We start from the raw sequence: 16,650 nt of genomic DNA, 5'->3' as shown, positions 1-16,650 counted from the left end.
CCTGCGCTCGCGCCTGTTTCTGTCCGTTGACGGATTCAGTGGCTCACGTGCGGGCCGAGCCACGCTGGCGGTAGCGGTCCAGCGCCACGGCGCCGACGATCACGAGGCCCTTGATGATGTACTGCCAGATGTCCGAGACGCCGAGCAGCACGAGCCCATTGGTCAGGACTGCGATGATGAGCGCGCCGATCAGCGTGCCGATGATCGAGCCTACGCCGCCCACGAAGCTCGTGCCGCCCAGGATGACCGCGGCGATCGCATCGAGTTCATAGGACTGGCCCAGTTGCAGGCCGTTGGCCGCGTAGAGCCGGGCGGCGGACATCACCGCGCCAAGACCCGCGAGCAGACCCGAGATGGCATAGACGAACATCTCGATGCCCCACACCTTGATGCCGGAGAGGCGCGCCGCTTCCGGGTTGCCGCCCACCGAGTAGATGCGCAGGCCGAGCACCGTACGGCGCAGCACGAACCACGAGCCGGCCACCACCACGAGCGCGATGATCACGAGCCAGGGCACGCCGAGCACCGTGCCGTTGCCGATGAATGCGAACGAGAGCTGCGGGTTGAAGATCGTCGTGTCGTGGCCCATGAGGCGCGCAATGCCGCGCACCGCCGTGAGCGAGCCGAGCGTGACGATGAACGGCGGCAGGCGCAGGAGCGAGATGAGCGCGCCGTTGATGAGGCCGAAGCCGAGCCCCACCGCGAGCGCCATGGGCACGCCGAGCCAGCCCCAGCCCGCGATGTTCGAGCCGATCATCGCGGCCATGGCCGCGGCGGCCAGCACGGAACCCACCGAGAGGTCGATGCCGCCCGTGAGAATCACGAAGGTCATGCCGGCGGCCAGCACGATGTTGATCGACGCCTGCTGCGTGACGATCGAAAGATTCTCCAGCGTGAAGAAGCCATCGGTCAGCACACCGAAGCCGATACACAGCAGCACCAGCACCGGCAGCATGCCAGCCGTGCGCACGAGCGACTTCATGCGCTGGCGGTGGCCGTCGACCGCGACGCTGCGTGCGGGTTGAGCGCCTTGTGCGGGCTGCGTGGGCGAGGCCGCGACACCGTGCCGGGGAAGAATGCTTTTCATGTCGTACTCCTGAGGGACGTTTCTTGCGTATGCGGTGAAGGTCAAGCGGCTTCGCCGAGCGGTTGCTGCGAGCCGGTGGCGAGTTCTATGATCGCTTGCTGGGTGATCGGCTTACCCGTATAGCCGCCAAGCTCCCCGGCGAATTCGCCTTCACGCATGACGAGCACGCGATCGGCCACGCCGATGATCTCGGGCAGTTCGCTCGAAATCACGATGATGCCCACGCCGGTTTTGGCGAGGTCGTTGATGATGCGGTAGATCTCGGACTTCGCGCCAATATCGACGCCGCGCGTGGGCTCGTCGAGAATCAGCACGCGCGGCTTCGTTTCCAGCAGCCGCGACAGCAGCACCTTCTGCTGGTTGCCGCCCGAGAGCGCGCCCACGTTCACGCGCGAGTTCGGCACTCGAATGGAGAGCGAGCGGATGGCTTCCTTCGCGCGCTCGCCGCCGCGCGCGAGGTCGAGCACGCCCATGCGCGCGTCGCGCCCGGCCACGGCCACGTTGATGTTGTCGCGCACGCTCATGTCGAGAAAGAGGCCTTGATGCTTGCGGTCCTCGGTCAGATACACGAGGCCCGCGTTGATCGCATCGCGCGGCGTGTGTACATGGAGCGTCTTGCCGTCGATGGCGATCTCGCCACGCACGCGCGGCTCCGCGCCGAAGATCAGGCGTGCAAGCTCGGTGCGGCCCGCGCCGACGAGGCCGGCAATGCCCAGCACTTCGCCCGCGTGCAGGTCGAGGCTGCAGCCGCGCACGCGCTTGTCGTCGGCCACGTCGCGCACGGTGAGCACGGCCTTGCCCGGATCGTAGGGGGCATGCGCCTTTTTGTAGAAGCCCGAAATATCGCGGCCCACCATCATGCTCACGAGGCTTTCCGCGTTGAGCGCGTCGCGCATGAGCGTGCCCACGTAGGTGCCGTCGCGCAGCACGGACACGCGGTCCGACAGTTCGTAGATCTCAGCCATGCGGTGGCTGATGTAGATGATCGCCAGCCCTTCGTCGCGAAGCTGGTTGATCAGCTTGAAGAGACGTTCCGTTTCGCGCGAGGACAGCGGCGTGGTGGGCTCGTCCATCACGATGATGCGGGCGTCGCTATGCACGGCGCGCGCGATCTCCACGAGCTGGCGCTCGGCGATGGAAAGCGAGCCGACCAGCGTGGTGGGCCCGAAGCTCGCGCCGAGGCGCTTGAGCACGTCTTCGCAACCACGCTCCATGGCGCGGCGGTCGACGGTGCCGAAGCGGCGGCCGCCTTTGCGCAGCTCGCGGCCGGCATGAATGTTCTCCGCGACCGAGAGATTGGGCGCGAGGCTCAGCTCCTGATAGATCACCGCCACGCCCAGTTCGCGCGAGGCGTGCGGCCCATCGATCACGACCGGTTTGCCTTCGATGAGAATCTCGCCGCCGGGATCGGCCTGATAGGCGCCGGAGAGAATCTTCATCAACGTGGACTTGCCTGCGCCGTTCTCGCCCATGAGCGAGTGGACCTCGTCGGGAAAGACGGTGAGGCGCACGTTGTCGAGCGCGCGTACGCCCGGAAACGTTTTGCTGATGCCCCGCATTTCCAGCAGCGGCGGCGTGGACTCAGAGGGCGACATGGCTCTCCTCCTGCGCTTGAGCGTAAGTTTGTGCGCCGGCGCCCATGAGGATGCCCGCGCGCGGCGAAAAGTTGAAAAACATGGGCAGCGTGGCCGCGCCGAGCGCGCCCGCATCGGGTCCGAAGGTGCCGCGCACGAGGGCGGGTGTGCCGCGCGCCTCAGGCGCGGTGGCCGCCACCGCGAGGCGCAGGCGCTGCATGAGCGTGTCGATGAGGCCCGCGTCCACGTCGGCGTCGAGCACTACGGCGGGCACGTCGAGCACGCAGAAGGCGGAACGCAGCGCGGGGGCGAGCGCATCGATGCAGTCGTCGAGCCATTCCTGCACGCCGGGGTGGCCGCGCGCGATGCAGGCTTCGAGATCGGCGCGGCTGTCGATCGTCTCGCCGCAATACTGCAGGTGACGCCGCAGCGCGATGAGCGAAGCGCGCGAAAGCAGGATGTCCCACTGGCCCGCCGGCTTGTGCGCGGAGGGCAGGCGGCTTGGCGGCACGGGCATCACCGCGAAGTCGCCCGCGTTGCCGGTGAGGCCGCGCACGCAGTCGCCGTCGATGGCGATGCCGCCGCCAATCGCCGGGCCGAGGAACAGATAGAGGAAGTCGTCGCGCTGGCGCCCGCAGCCGTAGAAAATCTCGGCGATGGCGGCTGCATTGCCGTCGTTTTCGCTGAACACGGGCAGCGCCGTGGCGCGTGCGAGTTCGCCCGCGAAGTCCACGTCGTTCCACACGCGGAAGGTGTCGGTGGGCAGGCCCAGCTCGCGCAGCCAGCTGCCGAGGTTGTACGGCTGCGCCACGCCAATGCCGGCCAGGCGGCTGCGCTCCTCGGTCGTCAGTAACCCTAATAGTTCGGCGATGTCTCGCTGCACGATTTCTTGCGCGACCGAGGGTTGCGGCAGCAGCATGTCGCGCGAGCGGCGCTCGATCATCTGACCCGCGAAATCGACGAGGACGGTTTCGATGTTGGTCCGGTCGAGCCGCACGCCGATCGCGAACGCGCCACGCGGCGAGAGGCGCAGGAGCGAGGCGGGCTGGCCGCGCTGACCGTCGCGGCGGCCGCTCACCTCGATCAGGCCATTGGCCGTGAGCGACGTGATGATGGTGCCGACCGCCGTGCTCGTGAGATTCGCGAGACGCGCGAGATCGGCCTTCGACGCCTCGCCCGCGCGACGCAGCGCCTGCAGCAGCAGGCGTTCGTTGAAGCGGCGGACGTTGGCGGAATTGCTGCCCTGACCGACATGCGGACTTCTCACTTGTCTCCTCCTGTCGACCCGGAGTTAGTGTTTCAGCACTGACTCCGGTCCCATGCAAAGCTCCCATGCAAAGCTGAAGGGAGTGTCGGCGTTCGGGGTATCCGTCGCCGACTAAATAAATCAAGTTGATTTATTTAATGCCAGAAATCGGGGGCTGTCAGCCTGGGGAAATCCCGTTAAGGGTAATGGGGTGCGATGCGGCGCGCGGGCGCGATGCGCGGCCGTCCGATGCAAAAGCTTAGGAGACTTTGGGAAGGAAGGGGAAGAAGCGGGGAACGAGCAGTTGGCGTGCCCGCGCGCGTTCGTTTAGCTGAGCGGCGCGCGGGCAGCGGTGAGGAGGGACAGGCGCGAGCGCTACGAGGACTGAGCTTCACCCGCATCGCGACAGCCAAACCACCGGCGCAAAGCACGCGGCGCCTTCGTGCTTTCTGCGCTATCGGCCACCTCACGCCACCAGCGCTCGCCGCGATGCGGCTGCGCCAGATCGAACCGTTCGCCCATGCGCGGCGTGGAGAGCGTCACGCCGCGCGCAAGCGCGAGGCCGGTTACGCGCTCGAACGGGTCCTGCCAGCGATGCATCGCCAGATCGAATGTGCCGTTATGAATCGGCACGAGCCAGTCGCCGCGCAAATCCACGTGCGCCTGCACCGTTTCCTCGGGCTGCATGTGGACGTACGGCCAGTGCGGGTCGTACGCCCCCGTCTCGATGAACGTCGCGTCGAACGGGCCTAGCCGCTCCCCAATCGTGCGAAAGCCGTCGAAGTAGCCGGTGTCGCCGCTGAAGAACACGCGCAGGTTGGCGTCGGCGATCACCCATGAAGCCCACAGCGTGCTGTTGCCGTCGAACAGGCTGCGCCCCGAGAAGTGCTGCGCCGGCGTAGCGGTGAATTCAATGCCCTCGACGCTCGCGCCTTGCCACCAGTCGAACTGGCGCACCTTCGCACCGTCGATTCCCCAATCGATGAGCCGGTCGCCCACGCCAAGCGGCGTGAGAAAGACGCCCGTCGTCGCGGCGAGCGCGAGTACGGTTTCGCGGTCGAGGTGGTCGTAGTGGTCGTGCGAGAGGATCACGCCGCGCAACGGCGGCAGGTCGGCCAGCGCGATGGGCGGCGCGTGAAAGCGCTTCGGCCCGAGGTTCTGAAACGGCGAGGCGCGCTCGGCGAACACGGGGTCGGTGAGCCAGTAGTGGCCGCGCAGCTTGAAGAGCAGCGTGGAATGGCCAAGCCGGTAGACGCTGCGGTCGGGCGCGGCGGCGAGTTGCTCGCGCGTGAGCGTGTGCACGGGCAGCGCGCCGGCGGGCATGGTGCCGCCCGGCTTATGAAAGATCATGTTCCACATGATCTTCAGCGTCTTGCCAAGGCCCTCGGCCGGACGCGGACGCACGTTGCGAAAGCGCTCGCCGTCATGTTGCGGCGAAGTGTGCGAGAGCTCGCGGCCGCGTTGTGCGGCACTCAGGCCCAAGGTACGGCTCAGCGATGCGAAAGGCGAGGTCATGGCGGCGGCTGCCTCTGGGAGCGTGAAGTAGACTACACAGTGTAGTTTAAACTGGCGAAAAGTAAACTATGTGGTGTAAGATTTTGAAATGGATTGCACCCCAGCCACCCCTCAGCGCCTGACCGACCGCAAGCGCGCCGCCATTGTCGCGGCGGCCATCGACGAATTCCTGACCTCGGGCTTCGACGCCACGAGCATGGACCGTATTGCCGCGCGCGCGAGCGTCTCGAAGCGCACGGTCTACAACCATTTCCCAAGCAAGGAGGCGCTGTTCGCGTCGATCCTGTGCCAGCTCTGGGACGCGAGCGCGACCGCCGACGCGCCGGCCTATCGCGCGGGCGAGCCGCTGCGCGCGCAGCTCATCGAATTGCTGATGCGCAAGCTGCGGCTCCTGAACGACGAGGCGTTTTTCAAGCTCGCGCGCGTGGCGATCGCCGCGGGCATTCACTCGCCCGAACGCGCGCGCGACATGGTGGCCCGCATTGGCGAGCGCGAAGAGGACCTCACGATCTGGGTGCGCGCCGCCGCCGCCGATGGCCGCCTGAAGGCGGCCGACCCGGCGTTCGCCGCGCAGCAACTGCAAGGCGTCGTGAAGGCATTCGCCTTCTGGCCGCAGGTCGCGATGGGCCAGCCGCCGCTCGACGAGGCGCAGCAGCGCCAGGTTGCCGAATCGTCCGCCGATCTCTTCCTCGCGCGCTACGCGTGAGCGCCTGCAGGCGCGCACGGCCCCGACGCCCGCCGGTTCTTCTGGCATAGACTCTTGCCTTTCAGGATCGCAGGCTGACCGGGAGGACACCTTCATGGCATTCATGCTGCTCATCGCCGAACCGCGAGGCCAGCGCGATACGCGCGGGCAATCCGAAGGCGAGGCGCTCTACGCGCGCATGGTCGCGTTCGCGGATCAACTCGCCGTCGAGGGCAAGCTGATCGACGCGCACGCGCTTACCGCCGACGCGAACGGCGCCCGCGTGCAGGTGCGCGAAGGCCGTACGAGCATCGTCGACGGTCCGTTCGCCGAAGCGAAGGAGATGATCGGCGGCTTTTTTCTCGTCGATTGCGCCACGCGCGACGAGGCGCTCGCCATCGCGCAGCGCTGTCCCGCGGCGCAATGGGCGAGCATTGAAGTGCGTGAAACCGGGCCGTGCTTCCGCTGAAGCGGCGTCTTCCCAGGTAGTTTCCCCAGGCACGTAATAAATTTCGCTGTCCGTGTCGATTTCCGTGGGCGCCGCGCGTCGTGTTCATGAGCGCCCCCACGGGGGCCTTCGACCATTCCCGAACGTCACATTCAGGAGAAGACAATGCGATTCATGATCATGGTGCGCGCCAACGCGTTGACCGAAGCGGGCGAGCCTCCCGACGACGTGGAAATATTCGCCGAGATGGCCCGCTATCACGAAGAACTGGCGAAGGCGGGCGTGCTGCTCGACGCCTCGGGCCTGCAACCAAGCTCTCGCGGCTTTCGCGTGCACTACACGAACGGCAAACCCACGATCGTCGATGGCCCGTTCGCCGAGACGAAGGAGCTGATTGCCGGCTATACGCTGATCCAGGTGCGCTCGCGCGACGAAGCGATCGAATGGGCGCGCCGCTTCCCGTCTCCCTTCGGCCGCGCTGAATGTGAGGTCGAAGTGCGGCAGCTCTACGAACTCGACGAATTTCCGGCGTGCGAGGGCGTGGAGAGTTTTCGCCAGCTGCAGCAACAACGTAAGTCATCCTGAGCATTTTCATCGATCACTGCGAGAACACACTCATGCATAAGCACATCTTCGTCAATCTGGGCGTGCGCGATCTCAAGCGCTCGATGGACTTCTTCGGCCAGCTCGGCTTCACGTTCGACCCGAAATTCACCAACGACCAGGCCGCCTGCATGGTGCTGGGCGAAAACATCTACGCCATGCTGCTCACCACCGGCTTCATGCGCAATTTCACCGACAAGGCGCTCGTCGACGCCCGCGAAAGCACCGAGGTGCTGACGTGCCTCTCGTGCGTGTCGCGTGAGGAAGTGGACACGCTCGTGGACAAGGCGCTTGCGGCGGGCGGCACGTCGAAGCGTCCGCCGATGGAAAACGGCACCGACATGTACGGCCGCAGTTTCGAAGACCCCGACGGCCATATCTGGGAGCTGATGTACATGTCGCCGGCCGCGATTGAAAAGGGCGCGCACGGTTCGTGACCGGGCGAGGCGACAAGCGGGACGCATTCGCCGCCACGCGCCGCGCGGTCGAGGCCGTGTGGCGCATCGAGTCGGCGAAGGTGATCGCCCACGCCGCGCGCATTGTGCGCGACGTGGGCGTGGCCGAGGAAATCGCGCAGGACGCGTTCGTCGCCGCGCTCGAAAGCTGGCCTGCGAGCGGCATTCCCGAGAACCCCGGAGCGTGGCTCATGACCGCCGCGAAACATCGCGCGCTCGACCGGCTGCGTCGCGCGGCTTCGCATGCCCGCGCGCACGAGGCGATGGGCGCGGATCTCGAAGCGCTCGAAGCGCACTTCGCACCCGACTTCGTCGAAGCGCTCGACGCCGCGCGCGAGGACGAAATCGGCGACGATCTGCTGCGGCTCGTGTTCGTGGCGTGCCATCCGGTGCTGCCGAAGGAAGGACGCGCGGCGCTTACGCTGCGCTTGCTCGGCGGCCTCACCACGGCGGAGATCGCGCGCGCGTTTCTCGTGCCGGAGGCGACCGTCGCGCAGCGCATCGTGCGGGCCAAGCGCACGCTCGCGGCCGCGAAGGTCCCGTTCGAAGTGCCGCGGCTTGCCGACCTCGAACCGCGGCTTGCTTCGGTGTTCGAAGTGATTTACCTGATCTTCAACGAAGGCTATGCGGCCACGGCAGGCGCGGACTGGACACGGCCCGCGCTGTGCGAAGAAGCGCTGCGGCTTGGCCGCATGCTGGCGGAACTCGTTCCGCTCGAGGGCGAGGCGCACGGTCTCGTTGCGCTGATGGAACTGCAGGCTTCGCGCTTGCCCGCGCGCGTGGACCGCGCAGGGCGCGCCGTGCTGCTCGCCGATCAGGACCGCGGCCGGTGGGACGCGCTATTGATCCGGCGCGGACTCGCCGCGATTGCGCGCGGTGCGGCTTGCGCGGCTGCGCTGGGCCCCTACGCCCTGCAGGCTGCGCTGGCGGCGTGCCATGCGCGCGCGCCGAGTGCGGCGGCGACCGACTGGGCGCAAATCGTTTCGATCTATGACGCGCTTTTGCAACTCGACGCCTCGCCCGTCGTGCGCCTGAATCGCGCGGTGGCGGTGGGCATGGCGCAAGGGCCGCAGGCGGCGCTCGACCTTGTCGATGCGCTGTGCGCAGAGCCCGCGCTGCGCCACTATCCGTGGCTGCCGGCCACGCGCGGCGACTTGCTCGACAAGCTCGGGCGCCATGCGGAGGCGCGCACGGAATTCGAGCGCGCGGCCGCGCTCACGCAAAACGCGCGCGACCGCGAAGTGCTGCTGGCAAGGGCGCTGGCGTGCGCGCCGCGCATATAGAACACGAGCCGCTGAGCGGCAATTCCCTGCACGTCTGAAATTTCGGGGCACAACGCTTGCTACCTGTGCGCGCGGACCCACTCTCTGCGCGCGGCCGGCCGCGCAAGCTTGCAATGATTTCAAAAACGACGATTCTGGCGGTTTCGTGCTCGGCCTTGCTGGGCACGGCATGTGTGCATCTCGGCCCGACGCGCTTGCGCGCGGATCAGGTCGACTACGCAAGAGCGTTAGGTGATGCAAAAAAGCGCGAAATACTCGCGGCGGTGGTTGGATTGCGTTACGGCGATGCGCCCGCCTTCCTCACGGTGAGTTCGATCATCGCGGCGTATCAATTCGACTCGACGGCGGGCGCGACCGGCAATATCGGCTCGGGCTCGGAACCGAACTATGCGCTGGCGACCGGCAGCGTCTCCTGGTCGAATCGCCCGACCTTCACATTCTCGCCGACCACGGGCGAAGCGTTCGCGTCCGCCTACATCCGTCCGCTTGCGCCGGAACTGATCATGCCGCTCGCCGAAGGCGGCATGCCGGTCGATCTCCTGTTGCGCATCAGCGCGCAATCGATCGGCGGGCTGCAGAACGGTAGCGCGCTGGGTGGAGACGGCAGCGCGGGCTCGGCCGGGTTCTTCCAGTTGCTGCAGGCACTGCGTCGCCTGCAACTGGCCGGCGAGCTGAACGTGGAGTCGCGTAACGAGAACGGCAGGAACAGCGTGTTTCTCGCGCTCGGCGCGACGAACAGCGCGCAGTCGCCGCAGGTTTCGGCGGACCTTGCGCGCGTGCGCGAACTGCTCCATCTCGCGGCCGACACGCGCACCTACGAGATTGTCTACGGCCCCTCGGCGCAGGGCGGCAACCGCATTCCGATGGTCACGCGCTCGGTGCTCGGCATCCTCACGAATATCGGCGCCCAGGTTCAGGTGCCGGACGCCCAGGTGCAGAGCGGCGCGACGAAGCCGACCGTCGGGCTGATCGGGGGCGAAACGCGTCCGATCATCGTCGTGCATCAGGGGCCGAAGGCGCCGGCGGATGCCTATGTGGTGATCGACTACGACGGCACGGCGTACTGGGTCGAGCGCGCCGACTTCGATTCGAAATATGCGTTCACGGTGCTGCAAAACCTCATGGCGCTCGCGGAAGCCGACACGAGCAGCAAGGCGCCGGTCGTGACGATTCCCGCGAACTAGGTCAAGGCCGCCTCGTCATGCGAAGCGCTTGCGCGCGAACATCGCAAGGTCGATGCGGCTTTCGCCTTGCGTAATCCGCTCGGCGAGCGCCTCGCCGATCGCGCTGGCGAACTTGAAGCCGTGCCCGGAAAAGCCGGTTGCGACGTGCACGTGCGGGCAGGTGGGCACCCGGTCGATGATGAAATGCTCGTCCGGCGTCATGTCGTATTCGCATGCGCGGCCCACGCGCAGCTTGCCCGCGCCAGGTAAATAGCGTTCCAGAAAGGCCTGGAGATCGCCGAGATCAGACGGCTGCGCACCGAATGGCGCGAGCGGGGCGTCGGCCGCCACGGGCTCGCCGCCATCGTGCCGGCCCAGTTTCAGGCCGCTGCCGTCGAGATCGGGGAAGCCGTAATAGGCCCCCACTTCAGAGGCGACGGAAAAGCCCGGAAAACGCTCCGGCGCAAAGAGGCCGGGCTCGCCCTCGAACCACGCAAAGCTCTTGCGCACGCGCGTAACCGGAACCTCGAGGCCCAGCGGGGCGAGCAAGCCGCGAGTCGATTTGCCGGCGCATACGATCAGGTCGCGCGCGGTGAACTTCTCGTTCTTGTCGGTCCAGACGTTGACGCTCTCGCGCCCATGGCACTCGATGCGTGCAACACGCGTATTCGTGCCGAGCGTTGCGCCGAGCGCGGTCGCGAGCTGGCGGTAAGCGCTGATCGCGCGCTCGCAATACAGCACGCCCGCGCCGGGTTCGAAGCTCGCGATCTGCTCCGGCCTGAGGCGCCATGCTGGCCAGCGCCGGCTGGCCGTGGCTGCGTCGAGCGTTTCGAGCGCAATGTCGTAGCGGGCCGCGCTCGCCTGCACCTCGCGCAGAAACGCGTCGCCGGGCGAGCCGATATTGACGACGCCCGTGCGCACGAACAGGGCCGTTTGCGCGTGCTGCTCGAGGTCTTCCCAAAGCTGCTGGGCGCGCAAGGCGAGCGGCACGTAGGCGGCGCCTTCGCCGTAGGCGTGGCGGATGAGGCGCGTGGCGCCGTGATGCGCGCCCTGATCGTGAGGCGGATCGCCGGCGTCGAGCAGCAGCACCTTGTTGCCGAGGCGGCTCAGATAGTAGCCGGCGGCCATCCCCATCGAGCCTGCGCCAACGATGATCGTGTCGAAATGTCGATTGCTTACGTTTGTGTCCTGCATGTGTGCCCTGTGCGCGCCAAGGCGCGCGAACGTCTGCGCGCCCGGCCCCGCACATCGGGACCGCGCGCACGTAAAGGGCATTTATTGTCGGCGCTTCGCCCGCACCTGTCGAGCGAGGCCGCGCGCGCCGGATCAGACCCGCTCGTGCGGCGGCAAACTGAGCAGGGCGTCGCGTTCGAGCCGGTCGAGCAGGTCGACGATGCGCTTGCGCTGGGTCGCAACGAGATCGTAGGTTTCGGCCACGGCTCGCAGGCGCTTGCGCCAGTAGGCGTAGTCGAAGCCGCTCACCGCAGCGTCGCCGTGGTGGGTGTAGTACTGGACCATGCGCTCGACGTGGTCGAGTTGCGTGTCTGCCAGCGTTGCGGGCAGTAGCCCCGTGATCTTCGGAGGCACGTGTTTGGCCAGGATGCTCATTTTCTTTTTGGGTTCTCTCAGGTCGCCATGGTGGCTGCACGGCCCGAATCGGTGCGTTCCTGGCATATGAAATGCCGCGCACGGCTTGCCTCTCCCCCGGCAGGCATTGCCATGCGGAACGCAGGAATCCGGTCCATCAGACGGGCCAGCCGCCGCAGGAGCAGGCAGACGTGTCTCGCTGTAGCGCAAATGTAGCGCGCTCGGAGGGGGTTGCTTGACCTTGCGTCTCAATTTTCGGCGCGGTGGCGTTTTCGCCACACCGCATTCAGTCCCGCGCGCGCCGCCTGCGCGGCCCCGTGGACATGCGCGTGACCAGCTCCGGCGGCGGCCCGAGCACCATGGGCGGCTGCTGCTCCGGTTCTGCGATCAGCCGGATCAGGCTGCGGATCGACAGTTCGGCCACGGCCTCGGTCTGGATCGCGACCGTGGTGAGCGCGGGGCGCATCTGATGGGCGAGCTGAATGTCGGTGATGCCGATCACGGACACATCATCGGGCACGGCGCGCCCCATGCTGACGAGCGCCTGAATCGCTCCGATCGCGAGCAGGTCGTTGGTCGCGAAGATCGCGCTCACATTCGGGTGCTGCGCCAGCAATGCGTGGCAGGCCGCATAGCCGGAGTCGATCGAGTCGCGCACCTGCATCTGCGCCACGCTTGCGGGATTCACGCCGCCTTCGCGCAAGGCCGTTCGGAATCCTTCCGAACGCGCGTCCTGCAAGCCGCCGCAGCCGTCGCCGATCAGCATGGCGATATTCCGGTGTCCCAACTCAAGCAGATGCTGCGCGGCGAGCGCACCGGCGCGCGCGAAGTCCACGGCCACGCACGGCAGCACGGGCGGATTTTCGGGGTGCTCCCACATCGCCAGCAGAATAGGGCCGTTGTGCATGGCCGAAATGCACAGCTCGTTCATGGCGATGTCGGTGTTCATCACGAGCACGCCATCCGCGAAGGTGCCCGCAATCTGGTTCAGGTAGGCACGGCCGATTTGCGCGTCGTCGTCGGTGTTGCAGACCATGAGGAAGTGACCCGCCTTGCGCGCGGCGCGCTCGGCCGCGAGCACGAACTCGGGGTAGAACGGGTTGGAGATGTTCGAGAGCATGAGCGCGAGCGTGGAGGAGCGGCCCTGCGCCAGCGCGCGCGCATTGAGGTTGGGGCGGTAGCCAAGTTCGGCGATGGCCTGCAGCACGCGCTCGGCTGTCTCGGGGCGGACTTTCTCCCGGTTGCGCAGCACGTTCGAGACGGTCGCCGCGGTAACGCGAGCGCGGCGCGCGACTTCTGACAAGGTGACCATGGAGGACCTTTCCCACATTCAGGGAAGATGATTCAAATGTTGCAATGCTGCGGCCGGGTTTGCTACTTTTCTCCCACAACATCAACGGAGACAACGAATGCGCGAGTATGCCGGATTCGAATTTAAGCGGTTAAATGCCCGCTGTGCAAGAGTTGCGTGGTGTTTTCAGCATAAAAATTTAAGCGCTTAAATTTCGAGGCGAGAACATGGCGACGATACAGCTCTCGGGCGTCGGCAAACGCTACGGCGATCATCCTCCGGTGGTCCGGCGCGTCGATCTCGACATCGGGCATCACGAGTTTTGTGTGTTCCTTGGGCCTTCCGGCTGCGGCAAGTCCACGCTGCTGCGCATGATCGCGGGCCTCGAGGAACTGAGCGAAGGCGAATTGCGCATCGGTTCGCGCGTGGTGACGGACGTGCCCGCTGCCGAGCGCGGCGTGGCGATGGTGTTTCAGAGCTACGCGCTCTTTCCGCACATGACGGTGTTCGACAACATCGCGTTCGGCCTGAAGATCGCGAAGGTGCAGAAGGCCGAGATCGAGCGCCGCGTGCGCGACGCCGCGCGCAGCCTGCAACTGGAGGCGCTGCTCGACCGGCATCCCAAGGCGCTGTCCGGCGGGCAGCGGCAGCGCGTTGCGATTGGCCGCGCGATCGTGCGCGAGCCCGGCGTGTTCCTGTTCGACGAGCCGCTTTCCAACCTCGATGCCGCATTGCGCAGCCACACGCGTGTGGAGATCGCGCGCCTGCACCAGCGTTTCACAGACGCGAGCGTGGTGTATGTCACGCACGACCAGGTCGAGGCGATGACGCTTGCCGACCGCATCGTGCTGCTGCACGCGGGCGCCGACATGGAGCGCCACGGCAGCGTGGCGCAAAGCGGCGCGCCGCTCGATCTCTATCACCATCCGAAGTCGCGCTTCGTGGCCGGGTTCATCGGCTCGCCGCGCATGAACTTCATCGATGCGACCGTCGAAACGGTGGACGAGGAGGGCGTGCGCATCGCGCTCAACGGCGGAGAGACACTGCTCGCCTGCGTGGACGGCCGCGCATTGCAGCGCGGCCAGCCCGTCACGCTGGGCGTGCGTCCCGAACATCTGCGGCTGACCGGCGACGATCAATCGATTGCGTGCGCAACGGTCCTTGCCGAGCGCCTGGGCGAACATAGCTATCTGCACGCGGATCATGCGGCGGGCACACTGGTCGCCAAAGCGCCGGGCGATTCGCTCATTGGCGTGGGCGAGCGCATCCGCGTACACGTGCCGCCGCAAGCGTGCCATCTGTTCGACGCAGAAGGCGTTGCACTACCCCGGCTTGCGATAGCGCACGCGCCGGCGCTGGCCTGATTTCGTTATACCCCGCCGGCAGAGCGGGTTACCAGGTCTGGCGGCGCGAGTGCCGTCAGTCGACAAAGGCAGTCCAACAGCAAGTTGGATGGATCGACCCAGGAGACAACAGATGTTTTCTAATCGCTTGAAAACGTTCGGTTCGCTGGCCCGCGCCTCGGCGGCCGTTGCGATCGTTGCGGCGACCGCGTTCACGAGCATGGCCGCCAACGCCGGGACGCTAACCGTCAACGTCTCGGCGCGCGCGAACCAGCGCTCGACATGGCAAGACGCCTTCGACAAGTTCCAGAAGGCCAACCCCGACGTGACACTCAAGGTGTCCTATATAACGGAGGAGGCCTACAAGGTCCAGATGGGCGGCTGGCTCGCGACCGATCCGCCCGACGTGGTGTCGTGGCACGACGGCGAGCGCATGGCCTATTACGCCGAGCGCGGCCTGCTGGAAGACCTGTCGCCGGACTGGGCCAAGAACGGCTGGAACGAGCAGTACGCCTCGGTGAAGAGCGCGTCCACGTGGAACGGCAAGCAGTACGCCGCGCCGCTCGGCTATGACGCCTATGGCTTCTTCTACCGCAAGGACCTGTTCGCCAAGGCTGGCATCAAGTCGGAGCCGAAGACCTTCGACGAATTGCTGGAGAGCTGCAAGAAGCTCAACGCCATTGGCGTGCAGCCCATTGCCGTGGCCGCGCGCGATAGCTGGACGCTGGCGGCCTGGTTCGACTATCTGGACCTGCGCATCAACGGCAACGAGTTCCATCAGCAGTTGATGGCCGGTCAGATTCCCTATACCGACCCGCGCGTGAAGAAGGTGTACACCACGTGGAAGACGATGATGGACAACCATTGCTTCATGGAGAACGCGCTTTCATACGACGTGGATTCGATCGCGCCGGTGCTTGTGAACGGCAAGGCGGCGATGATGCTGATGGGCACGTTCTTCTCGGCCAGCTTCCCGGCGAACATGAAGCAGGACGTGGGCTTCTTCCGCTTCCCGATCATCGACGCCAATGTGCCGACGGCCGAAGACGGTCCCGTGAACGTGCTGCTGATTCCTGCGAAGGCTAAAAACAAGGCCGACGCGCGCCGGCTGCTGGCCTTCATGGAAACGCCCGCGATCAACGCCGAACTCGCGCACGGCTGGGGCCAGTTGCCTTCGAACAACAAGGCCGCGGAGCCTGACGATCCCATCTCCAAGGTGGGCTTCCAGACGCTCGCGAGCACGCGCGGCGGCATTGCGCAGTTCTACGACCGCGACATGCAAAAGGAAATGGCCGACGAAGGCATGAAGGCCATGCAGCAGTTCTATAGCGACCCGTCGCAGCTCGACACGCTGCTTGCGCGCCTCGAAACGACGCGCCAGCGCATTTACCACAAGTAAAGCCGTGGTGCGGCCGGCCCCGCTGGCCGCACCTTCTGCAATCTCCGGCGAGACTTCACCATGTCCGATACCCTGGCGCGCCCCATTGGGGCGGCGCGGCCACGTCGCGTCTCTACTGTGCGGCGGCAACAGAATCGCGCCGCGCTGTTCTTCCTGCTGCCGGGCTGCGCGCTCTTTACGCTGTGCGTGATCTACCCGATTTTCAGCAGCATTACGCTGAGCTTCTATAACTGGGACGGCATGACCGCGAAGACGTTTGTCGGCCTTGCCAACTACGTCGAGCTGTTCCAGACCGACACGTTCTATACCGCGCTCAAGAACAACCTGCTGTGGCTCGCGCTGTTCCTGCTCGCGCCGCCGCTCGGTCTCGTGTTCGCGCTGTATCTGAACCAGCACGTGCGCGGCATACGCGCGGTGAAGTCGCTGTTCTTCGCACCGTTCGTCCTCTCGGGCGTAGTGGTGGGCCTCGTGTTCTCGTGGTTCTACGACCCGACCTTCGGTTTCCTGAAGATGATCGTCGGGCACGGCATACCTGTGCTCGGCGACCCGAAGCTCGTGACGTTCGGCATCATCTTCGCCGCGCTGTGGCCGCAAACGCCGTTCTGCATGATTCTGTATCTCACAGGTCTCACGGGCATCAACCCGGAGATCGTGGAAGCCGCGCGCATGGAAGGCGCGAAAGGCTGGCGGCTCTTTTGGCACGTGGTGCTCCCGCAGCTTCGCCCGGCCACCTTCATGGCCATTGTGCTCACGGTGATCGGCGCGCTGCGCAGCTTCGACCTCATCGCGGTGATGAGCGGCGGCGGCCCGTTCGACAGCTCCACCGTGCTCGCGTACTTCATGTACGACCAGGCGATCAAGTATTACCGCGAAGGCTACTCGGCGTCGATTGCCGTCGTGCTGTTCGCCATCATGCTCGTTTATATCGTGTTCCATTTGCGCCGCATGCTGCGCGAAGAACGCTGATTTTC

At 66.0% G+C, this 16,650-nt stretch carries 16 protein-coding genes; 9 read left to right on the top strand and 7 right to left on the bottom strand.

Translation table 11 applies throughout. The features are described 5' to 3' along the window. Positions 1 to 43 precede the first annotated feature (43 nt). The 4 genes from U5A65_RS21805 to U5A65_RS21790 form a co-directional block, all read right to left on the bottom strand. Positions 44 to 1,087 carry an ABC transporter permease subunit gene (locus U5A65_RS21805; protein WP_321915575.1) on the bottom strand — a complete coding sequence of 348 codons (1,044 nt, stop codon included), beginning with the start codon at positions 1,085 to 1,087 and terminating at the stop codon, positions 44 to 46. A gap of 41 nt (positions 1,088 to 1,128) precedes the next feature. Beyond that, positions 1,129 to 2,682, bottom strand: coding sequence for a sugar ABC transporter ATP-binding protein (locus U5A65_RS21800; protein WP_321947347.1), 1,554 nt, complete (start codon positions 2,680 to 2,682; stop codon positions 1,129 to 1,131). After that, a complete protein-coding gene (locus tag U5A65_RS21795) occupies positions 2,669 to 3,928 on the bottom strand; it encodes an ROK family transcriptional regulator (protein ID WP_158762746.1) in 1,260 nt (419 codons plus the stop codon). Before U5A65_RS21795 ends, U5A65_RS21800 begins: the two co-directional genes overlap by 14 nt. 354 nt (positions 3,929 to 4,282) lie before the next feature. Then, entirely contained in the window at positions 4,283 to 5,422 is a 1,140-nt protein-coding gene (locus tag U5A65_RS21790) for an MBL fold metallo-hydrolase (RefSeq protein ID WP_321937329.1), read from the bottom strand. Positions 5,423 to 5,510: 88 nt separating this feature from the next. On the opposite strand from U5A65_RS21790, the gene U5A65_RS21785 reads away from it, so the two are divergent. From U5A65_RS21785 to U5A65_RS21760, 6 genes are all read left to right on the top strand, one after another. Then, a complete protein-coding gene (locus tag U5A65_RS21785) occupies positions 5,511 to 6,128 on the top strand; it encodes a TetR/AcrR family transcriptional regulator (RefSeq protein WP_321915578.1) in 618 nt (205 codons plus the stop codon). A gap of 94 nt (positions 6,129 to 6,222) precedes the next feature. Beyond that, positions 6,223 to 6,576: a YciI family protein gene (locus U5A65_RS21780; protein ID WP_321947345.1), complete on the top strand. Its 354-nt coding sequence runs from the start codon at positions 6,223 to 6,225 to the stop codon at positions 6,574 to 6,576. 144 nt (positions 6,577 to 6,720) lie between these two features. After that, positions 6,721 to 7,140 carry a YciI family protein gene (locus U5A65_RS21775; RefSeq protein ID WP_321915580.1) on the top strand — a complete coding sequence of 140 codons (420 nt, stop codon included), beginning with the start codon at positions 6,721 to 6,723 and terminating at the stop codon, positions 7,138 to 7,140. Positions 7,141 to 7,172: 32 nt separating this feature from the next. Beyond that, complete coding sequence (locus U5A65_RS21770; protein ID WP_321915581.1) at positions 7,173 to 7,595, top strand: VOC family protein; 423 nt, start codon at positions 7,173 to 7,175, stop codon at positions 7,593 to 7,595. Beyond that, positions 7,592 to 8,896 (top strand): RNA polymerase sigma factor, encoded by a 1,305-nt coding sequence (locus tag U5A65_RS21765; RefSeq protein ID WP_321947344.1) that lies wholly within the window; start codon positions 7,592 to 7,594, stop codon positions 8,894 to 8,896. Before U5A65_RS21770 ends, U5A65_RS21765 begins: the two co-directional genes overlap by 4 nt. Before the next feature lie 113 nt (positions 8,897 to 9,009). After that, positions 9,010 to 10,080: a hypothetical protein gene (locus U5A65_RS21760; protein WP_321947343.1), complete on the top strand. Its 1,071-nt coding sequence runs from the start codon at positions 9,010 to 9,012 to the stop codon at positions 10,078 to 10,080. A 15-nt stretch (positions 10,081 to 10,095) separates the two neighbouring features. Here the strand turns inward: U5A65_RS21760 and solA are convergent, their stop codons facing one another. The 3 genes from solA to U5A65_RS21745 all read right to left on the bottom strand — a co-directional run bounded on the left by solA (position 10,096) and on the right by U5A65_RS21745 (position 12,958). Next, complete coding sequence (gene solA, locus U5A65_RS21755) at positions 10,096 to 11,253, bottom strand: N-methyl-L-tryptophan oxidase (RefSeq protein ID WP_321947340.1); 1,158 nt, start codon at positions 11,251 to 11,253, stop codon at positions 10,096 to 10,098. 132 nt (positions 11,254 to 11,385) lie between these two features. Continuing rightward, complete coding sequence (locus U5A65_RS21750) at positions 11,386 to 11,667, bottom strand: hypothetical protein (RefSeq protein ID WP_321947338.1); 282 nt, start codon at positions 11,665 to 11,667, stop codon at positions 11,386 to 11,388. Between the two features lie 265 nt (positions 11,668 to 11,932). Then, entirely contained in the window at positions 11,933 to 12,958 is a 1,026-nt protein-coding gene (locus U5A65_RS21745; RefSeq protein ID WP_321947337.1) for a LacI family DNA-binding transcriptional regulator, read from the bottom strand. A gap of 206 nt (positions 12,959 to 13,164) precedes the next feature. Here U5A65_RS21745 and U5A65_RS21740 point away from each other — a divergent pair, with 206 nt between their 5' ends. The 3 genes from U5A65_RS21740 to U5A65_RS21730 all read left to right on the top strand — a co-directional run bounded on the left by U5A65_RS21740 (position 13,165) and on the right by U5A65_RS21730 (position 16,645). Then, positions 13,165 to 14,301 (top strand): sn-glycerol-3-phosphate ABC transporter ATP-binding protein UgpC, encoded by a 1,137-nt coding sequence (locus U5A65_RS21740; protein WP_321947335.1) that lies wholly within the window; start codon positions 13,165 to 13,167, stop codon positions 14,299 to 14,301. 112 nt (positions 14,302 to 14,413) lie between these two features. After that, entirely contained in the window at positions 14,414 to 15,679 is a 1,266-nt protein-coding gene (locus U5A65_RS21735; protein ID WP_321915588.1) for an ABC transporter substrate-binding protein, read from the top strand. A 60-nt stretch (positions 15,680 to 15,739) separates the two neighbouring features. After that, positions 15,740 to 16,645 carry a sugar ABC transporter permease gene (locus tag U5A65_RS21730; RefSeq protein WP_321947333.1) on the top strand — a complete coding sequence of 302 codons (906 nt, stop codon included), beginning with the start codon at positions 15,740 to 15,742 and terminating at the stop codon, positions 16,643 to 16,645. Positions 16,646 to 16,650 lie beyond the last annotated feature (5 nt).

The organism is Paraburkholderia sp. J10-1, assembly GCF_905220165.1.
Lineage (GTDB): Bacteria > Pseudomonadota > Gammaproteobacteria > Burkholderiales > Burkholderiaceae > Paraburkholderia.
This window is presented reverse-complemented; position numbering and strand designations above follow the sequence as displayed.

Coding starts and splice junctions, on each gene's coding strand:
- U5A65_RS21745 (WP_321947337.1), bottom strand. CDS start 12,958: ATGGTCACCTTGTCAGAAGTCGCGCGCCGCGCTCGCGTTACCGCGGCG.
- U5A65_RS21735 (WP_321915588.1), top strand. CDS start 14,414: ATGTTTTCTAATCGCTTGAAAACGTTCGGTTCGCTGGCCCGCGCCTCG.
- U5A65_RS21740 (WP_321947335.1), top strand. CDS start 13,165: ATGGCGACGATACAGCTCTCGGGCGTCGGCAAACGCTACGGCGATCAT.
- U5A65_RS21760 (WP_321947343.1), top strand. CDS start 9,010: ATGATTTCAAAAACGACGATTCTGGCGGTTTCGTGCTCGGCCTTGCTG.
- U5A65_RS21775 (WP_321915580.1), top strand. CDS start 6,721: ATGCGATTCATGATCATGGTGCGCGCCAACGCGTTGACCGAAGCGGGC.
- U5A65_RS21750 (WP_321947338.1), bottom strand. CDS start 11,667: ATGAGCATCCTGGCCAAACACGTGCCTCCGAAGATCACGGGGCTACTG.
- U5A65_RS21770 (WP_321915581.1), top strand. CDS start 7,173: ATGCATAAGCACATCTTCGTCAATCTGGGCGTGCGCGATCTCAAGCGC.
- U5A65_RS21790 (WP_321937329.1), bottom strand. CDS start 5,422: ATGACCTCGCCTTTCGCATCGCTGAGCCGTACCTTGGGCCTGAGTGCC.
- U5A65_RS21805 (WP_321915575.1), bottom strand. CDS start 1,087: ATGAAAAGCATTCTTCCCCGGCACGGTGTCGCGGCCTCGCCCACGCAG.
- U5A65_RS21730 (WP_321947333.1), top strand. CDS start 15,740: ATGTCCGATACCCTGGCGCGCCCCATTGGGGCGGCGCGGCCACGTCGC.
- U5A65_RS21785 (WP_321915578.1), top strand. CDS start 5,511: ATGGATTGCACCCCAGCCACCCCTCAGCGCCTGACCGACCGCAAGCGC.
- U5A65_RS21800 (WP_321947347.1), bottom strand. CDS start 2,682: ATGTCGCCCTCTGAGTCCACGCCGCCGCTGCTGGAAATGCGGGGCATC.
- solA (WP_321947340.1), bottom strand. CDS start 11,253: ATGCAGGACACAAACGTAAGCAATCGACATTTCGACACGATCATCGTT.
- U5A65_RS21780 (WP_321947345.1), top strand. CDS start 6,223: ATGGCATTCATGCTGCTCATCGCCGAACCGCGAGGCCAGCGCGATACG.